The organism is Rhizobium sp. AQ_MP (assembly GCF_014237835.1).
In the GTDB taxonomy this organism is placed as follows: Bacteria; Pseudomonadota; Alphaproteobacteria; order Rhizobiales; family Rhizobiaceae; genus Allorhizobium.
The window spans coordinates 1-6,787 of sequence record NZ_JACJVI010000040.1; the positions used below are offsets into that span (position 1 = coordinate 1).

Consider the following 6,787-nt stretch of genomic DNA (forward strand, 5'->3'; position numbering starts at 1 on the left):
TCAGTCTTCTTTGCGCTCCCACAAAGAGCGCTTCGGATTTTTCTTTAGAACCGATCCCGACCAACGGGAGATCTGACCATGGCTATGCAAACGAGCCTCCAGGACGAGGCAAAGGACGACCACCTGCTGCTCTGGATACTGGTGTGGAGCGAGCTGATCGCTTTCGGCATCCTGATCCTTGGCTTCCTCGTCGTGTCGACCTTTGATGCCCAGGCCTTCGAACTGGCGCGTCTGCATTTAAGGCCGGGGATCGCCGGCGCGAACACGCTTATCCTGCTGGTCAGTGGGTACTTTGTCGCCGTGGCGATGCGAAGTCGGCTTGATCTTGAGGCGGTGAAACGGCCGTTGACGATTGCAGCCCTGCTCGGCTTCTGCTTCGTGGCGGTCAAGCTCTTCGAATACTGGGGTGAGGTTCGCTACGCTCAGGATGCAACGCTCGACACCTTCTTCGAGCTCTATTTCATCATCACCGGCTTCCATCTGCTGCATGTCTTTTTCGGCGCTATTGCTCTTCTTCTTGTCGCCTGGCGCCCGGCACGGGAAAACCTGGTCCTGATCGCCACACTCTGGCATGTGATCGACCTCGTCTGGTTGGTCATCTTTCCCATTCTCTATCTTGCGTGAGGCTTCTCATGACCAGCAGACAGCACGAGGATTTGGTGGGTGTGCTCGCCATGCTGATGACCTTCGCAATTGGTGGCGCGATTGTTACGGCGCTCGCCGGTCCAACGATCGTACCGATTGCCGCCGTTCTTGCGATTGCCTTTGCCAAGGGACGGCTTGTGGTGCTCGACTTCCTCGAACTCAGGGGCGGACATCATCCCATGCGGATTGCGCTCATATGCTGGTTGAGCATCATTCTGATCGCCGCCCTGTCTCGGTCGCTGGTGGTCCTTCTTTTGGGCTGAACATTCGCGTCGTTGCTTGCCAAAGCGCAAAGAACAACTCCGATCACTCTCTATGAAAAGAACATCCCGCAGAGCCGGCGAGGGGATCGCCGAAGCCTTCGAGGCGGGGAAACCAGGTCGGGCCTTTCAAGCCTGGCAGACGGAAGGACAAGGGCATGGCAGAGCGCCTGACCAAGACCGGAGCGCGCAACGTCTTCTATGGCGGCTCCATTTTCTTTTTTGCGATCTTCGTGGGGCTCACCGCCCACAGCCATTACTACATCCGCACTACTTCAACAGATGAAGCGACGCTGACCGACAGCGTCGCGCGCGGCAAGCATATCTGGGAAAAGAACGCCTGTATCAACTGCCACTCGATCTTGGGTGAAGGCGCCTACTTCGCGCCCGAACTCGGCAATGTCTGGACCCGCTGGGGTGGCCAGGACGATCGCGACGGTGCACGCGAGACGCTTCGTTCTTGGATGGCGGCACAGCCCTCTGGTGTCGAAGGTCGCCGCCAGATGCCGCAATTCAATCTGACCGACGAAGAGATCAACGATCTCGCAGACTTCCTCGAATGGACCAGCAAAATCAAGACGCAGAACTGGCCGCCGAACGAGGCTGGCTGAGCCCTTCGTGACCCAAGGAGACACAAAATGAAATATCAAAGCCAGAAGGTCGCGATGCTGTATTTTTACGGTGCGCTCGGCCTCTTTATCGCCCAGGTCCTGTTCGGGGTCGTTGCGGGTACGATCTACGTGCTGCCCAATACGCTCTCCGAGCTACTCCCCTTCAACATCGTGCGCATGATCCACACAAACGCCCTGATCGTCTGGTTGCTGATGGGCTTCATGGGCGCCACCTATTATCTGCTGCCGGAAGAGGCGGAGACGGAGCTCTACAGCCCAAAGCTGGCCATCGTGCAGTTCTGGATCTTCCTCATTGCCGCCGCCGCCGCTGTCGTCGGTTACCTCTTTGGCATTCATGAGGGCCGCGAGTTCCTCGAACAACCCTTCATCATCAAGGTCGGAATCGTCATCGTCGCCCTGATGTTGCTGTTCAACGTCACCATGACGTCGCTGAAGGGCCGCAAGACCGTCGTCACCAACATCCTGATTTTTGGGCTGTGGGGTGTGGCGATCTTCTTCCTCTTCGCCTTCTACAACCCAACGAATCTGGCACTCGACAAGATGTACTGGTGGTATGTCGTCCACCTCTGGGTCGAAGGCGTATGGGAGCTGATCATGGCCTCGGTGCTCGCCTTCCTGATGATCAAGCTCAACGGCATCGATCGCGAAGTGGTCGAGAAGTGGCTCTATGTCATCATCGGGCTGGCGCTGTTCTCCGGCATTCTCGGCACGGGCCATCACTACTATTGGATCGGCGCGCCAGGCTACTGGCAGTGGATTGGGTCGCTCTTCTCGACCCTTGAAGTCGCACCCTTCTTCACCATGGTCATCTTCACCTTCGTGATGACCTGGAAGGCCGGTCGCAAGCATCCGAACAAGGCAGCTCTTCTGTGGTCGATCGGCTGCTCGGTCATGGCCTTCTTCGGTGCCGGCGTCTGGGGCTTCCTACACACACTGTCCTCGATCAACTACTACACCCACGGCACGCAGGTGACGGCAGCCCACGGACACCTCGCGTTCTTCGGCGCCTACGTCATGCTCAACCTTGCGATCATGGCCTATGCCATCCCGGAAATGCGCGGCCGCCAACCCTATAGCCAGTGGCTGTCGATCGCGAGCTTCTGGATGATGTGCACGGCGATGTCGGTGATGACCTTTGCGCTCACCTTTGCCGGTGTCCTGCAGGTGCATCTTCAGCGCGTGCTCGGCGAAAGCTACATGGCTGTCCAGGACCAGTTGGCGCTGTTCTACTGGGTGCGCCTCGGCTCCGGCGCCGTCGTGCTGGTCTCGGCCCTGATGTTCGTCTGGGCCGTGTTGATGCCGGGCAAGGAAAAAGAGCCTGCCTTCGGCGGCTATGTCGAGCCTGCCGAGTGAAATAGCGGCCCCGCTGTTTCAAAAGCGGCGGGGCTCTCCCCAATTTTAAGGATCAGCAACATGAATATCATCGCCCGCAACATTCAGCCGGATATCCCGACCTATTCTCCAGCCGGCAACGAATGCACTCTCTTCGAGACAGCCTGGACGCGGCAGTTGCCGCTTCTCCTCAAAGGACCGACAGGCTGCGGAAAGACCCGTTTCGTCAGTCATATGGCGCAAAAGCTTGGCTTGCCGCTGACCACCGTCTCCTGCCACGACGATCTGGCGGCTGCCGATCTCACTGGCCGTTTTCTTCTGAAGGGAGGTGAGACGGTTTGGGTCGACGGACCGCTGACCCGGGCAGTCCGTGAGGGCGGTGTGTGCTATCTCGACGAGGTGGTCGAGGCGCGCAAGGATGTCGCCGTCGTGCTCCACCCGCTCACCGACGACCGGCGCATCCTGCCATTGGAGCGGACAGGCGAAGAGCTTGAAGCGCCGCCGGCCTTCATGCTCGTTGTCTCCTACAATCCTGGTTATCAAAGCCTCCTCAAAGCGTTGAAGCCCTCGACTCGCCAGCGTTTTGTCGCCATCGAGTTCGACTTCCTGCCCAAGGCAAGGGAGATCGAGGTTGTATCGGCAGAAAGTGGATTGCCTTCCACGGCTGTAGAGCCATTGGTCGAACTGGCGCGGCGGCTGCGGGCGCTGAAAGGTCATGACCTGGAGGAGGGCGTCTCGACGCGTCTGCTGATCTACTGCGCGAGCCTCATCGATGCCGGTCTTGCGCCACGCGATGCCGTTCGCGCCGCCATGATCGAGCCGCTGACCGACGAACCTGACGTGCGTACTGCACTCCTCGAACTGGCACAGGCGGTCATCCGCTAGGAGAATGACATGCTGGACTTTCTGGAGCTTGAGGAGACGGTCGGGCGCGCGTGGCACAGGCTTGCCGGTGATACCCGCACCTGGCCGCGTTACCCCGATGCGGCTGTCCTGCTCGAAGACGTGCTTCCGGTACTCTCTGTCTGCTTTCGTGGCTTCGGCGGTGAACGGACGGTTCAACTGGTACCGGCGCGGGGCAAGACATCGCAACATCGGCTGAAGTTTCGGCAACGCATGGGGCTGGGCGAAGAAAAGCTCATTCATCCGGCGCGGGACGAAGCTAGCGTGATGTTGCCCCCAGTCTTGGATCTCATGCCGGAGCAGTCGCTCAATCTTGACCTCTATGTCTGGCTGGCCGCCGCCATGGCCGTAATGCCGCTTCAACCGATGACCGAGACTGATCCCCTCAAGGCAGATCTTGCACTTTTGGACGCGGCGTCGGCGCTTGAAGCGCAGGTCCTGAAGACCTTCCCCGGTCTGGTCGATCGCTATAGTCGGCTTTGCCGCGCCCTTCTGTCGGAGCGCCGCCGCGGCTCGCTGCCTCGGGTGGAGGGGCTGCTGGAGGACTGCATCATTGATCTCCTGCGCCGTGGCGCGGGGCTTGCCCCGCTCTCTGCAGGTAATGATATGCCGACGCAGGCACCTGCGGGCTATCTGCCGATGTTGCCCGTGCCACTGTGGCCGCAGGCGGTCGTTAGAGAAGAATGGGCCGGCCGCCAGGAAGTCGATCAGCCAGTTGGCTCCAGCGAGGCGGATGCGCAGGCGGCCGGACGCCATGTGGCAATTCGCGAGAAGGATTCCGCCGCCAAGGGCGAGCGCAGCTCCTTCATCCTGAATCGCTTCGAGAAGATCCTCGCCATGGCCGAGATGGTCAATGTCGACCGTCCCGCCGACGACAGTGACGATCACGATGCGTCGGCCGCTGGCGAACTTGACGAGATGGTGCTTGGTGAACGCAAGGGCCGGCCAGCCGCGAAATTTCGGTTCGACCTCGACCTGCCGCCGGAAGTGCTCATCCATTCCGCGATTGAGGCGGAACTCACCTATCCCGAATGGGACTACAGGCGTGGGGTCTATCTCAAGAACCACTGCCGGGTCATTGCAGGTCCGGCGTCTGACGAAGGCCCTTCGCCTATCCTGTCGGCAGAGATGAAAGCGCTGGTTCGTCGTGTGCGGCGGCAGTTCGAGGCGATGCGCCCGCGCCATGAGGTGCTGCGTGCACAGGTCGACGGTGCCGATCTCGATCTCGACGCCGTGGTTCGTAGCCGCACTGAACTTGCCGCGAGCGGTGAATGCTCCGACCGCATCCACCTCGCAAGCCGGCCCCAGGCCCATGATCTCGCAGTGACCCTGCTGGTCGACGTCTCATTGTCGACTGACGCCTGGTTCAACGACCGCCGGGTTCTTGATGTCGAAAAGGAGGCCCTTTTGGTGTTGGCCGAGGGGCTTGCCGCCTGTGGCGACATGCATTCAATCCTAAGCTTCACGTCGAGACGGCGGGATTGGGTGCGTGTCGAGACGATCAAGGACTTTGACGAGCCGATGAGTGCGATAGTGCGCCATCGCATCGCCGCGCTGAAACCCGGTTACTATACCCGCATGGGGGCAGCACTCCGTCACGCGACGGCCAAGCTTGCTGAGCGCCCCAATCGCAAGCACTTGCTGCTTGTCCTGACCGATGGCAAGCCGAACGATGTCGATCACTATGAGGGACGTTTTGCGCTTGAAGACACGCGTCGGGCCGTGAGCGAAGCAAGGCGACGTGGCATCCATGTCTTCGGCGTCACCGTCGATCAGGATGCCAAAACCTATGTGCCCGCCGTCTTCGGCCATCACGGCTATGCCGTCGTGCCCGATATCCGGCGCTTGCCGGCAGCCCTGCCGCAGATCTACCGCGCGCTCGTTCGCTGATCCGCGATCGCGCAAAGGGAAAGCCCGGACCGAGCAGTCGGACCGGGCTTTCTCGTCTATCGCCGTTTTGTCTCAGGCCGCGGTGGCGTGTGTTCTGCCCGCTTCTCCCAGATAGGCGTCAAAGCAGGACGCTACCGTTCTGACCAGGAACCTGTGCTGTGTGTCCACGCTCAGCACATCGCCACGCCAGGTCACAATGCCTTCGTCCGACAAGGTCTTGAGCAGCAGATTGGCTTTTCCAAAGCTCCCCTCGGGAAGTTCAAAGCCATCCGGCTTGGCTGTAAAATCCACCTGAAAGTCACACATCAACCGTTCGATGATCCAGGCGCGGACGCGGTCCTCCTGTGTGAGGCGGTAGCCTTTCGATGTGGCAAAGTTCCCGGAAGAAATGAGGCTGGCATATCGTCCGATGGCGACATCGTTTTGCGCATAGCCTTCGGCAAGACGTCCGATCGCCGACGAGCCGAACCCGATCAGCGTCGACGCAGTGTCGGTCGTATATCCCTGGAAGTTGCGATGCAGCGCCCGGTGATCGGCGGCAATCGAAAGCTGATCCTCAGGAAGCGCAAAATGGTCGAGACCGATCCGTCGGTATCCGGCTTCGCACAGCGTCGCCGCGATGGCTTCCGCCTGGGCGTGTCGATCATGTGCGTCGCCGAGCGCTGCCGTGTCGATCAGGCGTTGGTGCTTCTTGAAGGCCGGGACATGGGCGTAACCGAAGACGGCAAAGCGTTCAGGGCGCATAGCAGCAGCCATGCGCGCAGTTTCAATTGCAGAGTCTACGGTTTGATGGGGCAAGCCATAGATCAGGTCGAAGTTGACGCTTCTGGCTCCAGCCCTGCGCAGGTTCGACAGGGCCGTTGCCGTCTGCTCTGCCGACTGTATGCGATTGATCGCTTTCTGCACCTTGGGGTCGAAACTCTGCACGCCAAGGCTCGCACGGGTCATTCCCGCTTCTCCGAGTGCTTCTGACATTTCGGGGCTAAGCGTTCTCGGATCGATTTCCACCGCCAGTTCGGTCGCGCCGCCAATACCAAAGGCCGCTGTGAGCGTGGTAGTCAGATCGAGGAACTCCTCCGGCGTCATGATCGTGGGTGTGCCGCCGCCGAAGTGAATGTCGCTGAC

7 protein-coding genes are annotated in these 6,787 nt (G+C 60.1%); 6 read left to right on the forward strand and 1 reads right to left on the reverse strand.

The genetic code is table 11. The features are described 5' to 3' along the window. Positions 1-78 precede the first annotated feature (78 nt). From H6M51_RS23990 to H6M51_RS24015, 6 genes are all read left to right on the forward strand, one after another. Positions 79-624, forward strand: coding sequence for a cytochrome c oxidase subunit 3 (locus tag H6M51_RS23990; RefSeq protein ID WP_112241173.1), 546 nt, complete (start codon positions 79-81; stop codon positions 622-624). Positions 625-632: 8 nt separating this feature from the next. Continuing rightward, entirely contained in the window at positions 633-908 is a 276-nt protein-coding gene (locus H6M51_RS23995; RefSeq protein WP_185812282.1) for a cytochrome C oxidase subunit IV family protein, read from the forward strand. Between the two features lie 155 nt (positions 909-1,063). Continuing rightward, entirely contained in the window at positions 1,064-1,516 is a 453-nt protein-coding gene (locus tag H6M51_RS24000) for a c-type cytochrome (protein WP_185812283.1), read from the forward strand. 27 nt (positions 1,517-1,543) lie between these two features. Next, positions 1,544-2,890 carry a nitric-oxide reductase large subunit gene (locus tag H6M51_RS24005; RefSeq protein WP_185812284.1) on the forward strand — a complete coding sequence of 449 codons (1,347 nt, stop codon included), beginning with the start codon at positions 1,544-1,546 and terminating at the stop codon, positions 2,888-2,890. A 60-nt stretch (positions 2,891-2,950) separates the two neighbouring features. Then, positions 2,951-3,754 (forward strand): CbbQ/NirQ/NorQ/GpvN family protein, encoded by an 804-nt coding sequence (locus tag H6M51_RS24010; protein ID WP_185812285.1) that lies wholly within the window; start codon positions 2,951-2,953, stop codon positions 3,752-3,754. 9 nt (positions 3,755-3,763) lie between these two features. Continuing rightward, a complete protein-coding gene (locus H6M51_RS24015; RefSeq protein ID WP_185812286.1) occupies positions 3,764-5,662 on the forward strand; it encodes a nitric oxide reductase activation protein NorD in 1,899 nt (632 codons plus the stop codon). 72 nt (positions 5,663-5,734) lie between these two features. Here H6M51_RS24015 and H6M51_RS24020 read toward each other — a convergent pair. Next, a partial coding sequence (locus H6M51_RS24020) for a radical SAM protein (RefSeq protein WP_185812287.1) occupies positions 5,735-6,787 on the reverse strand: 1,053 nt, incomplete at its 5' end.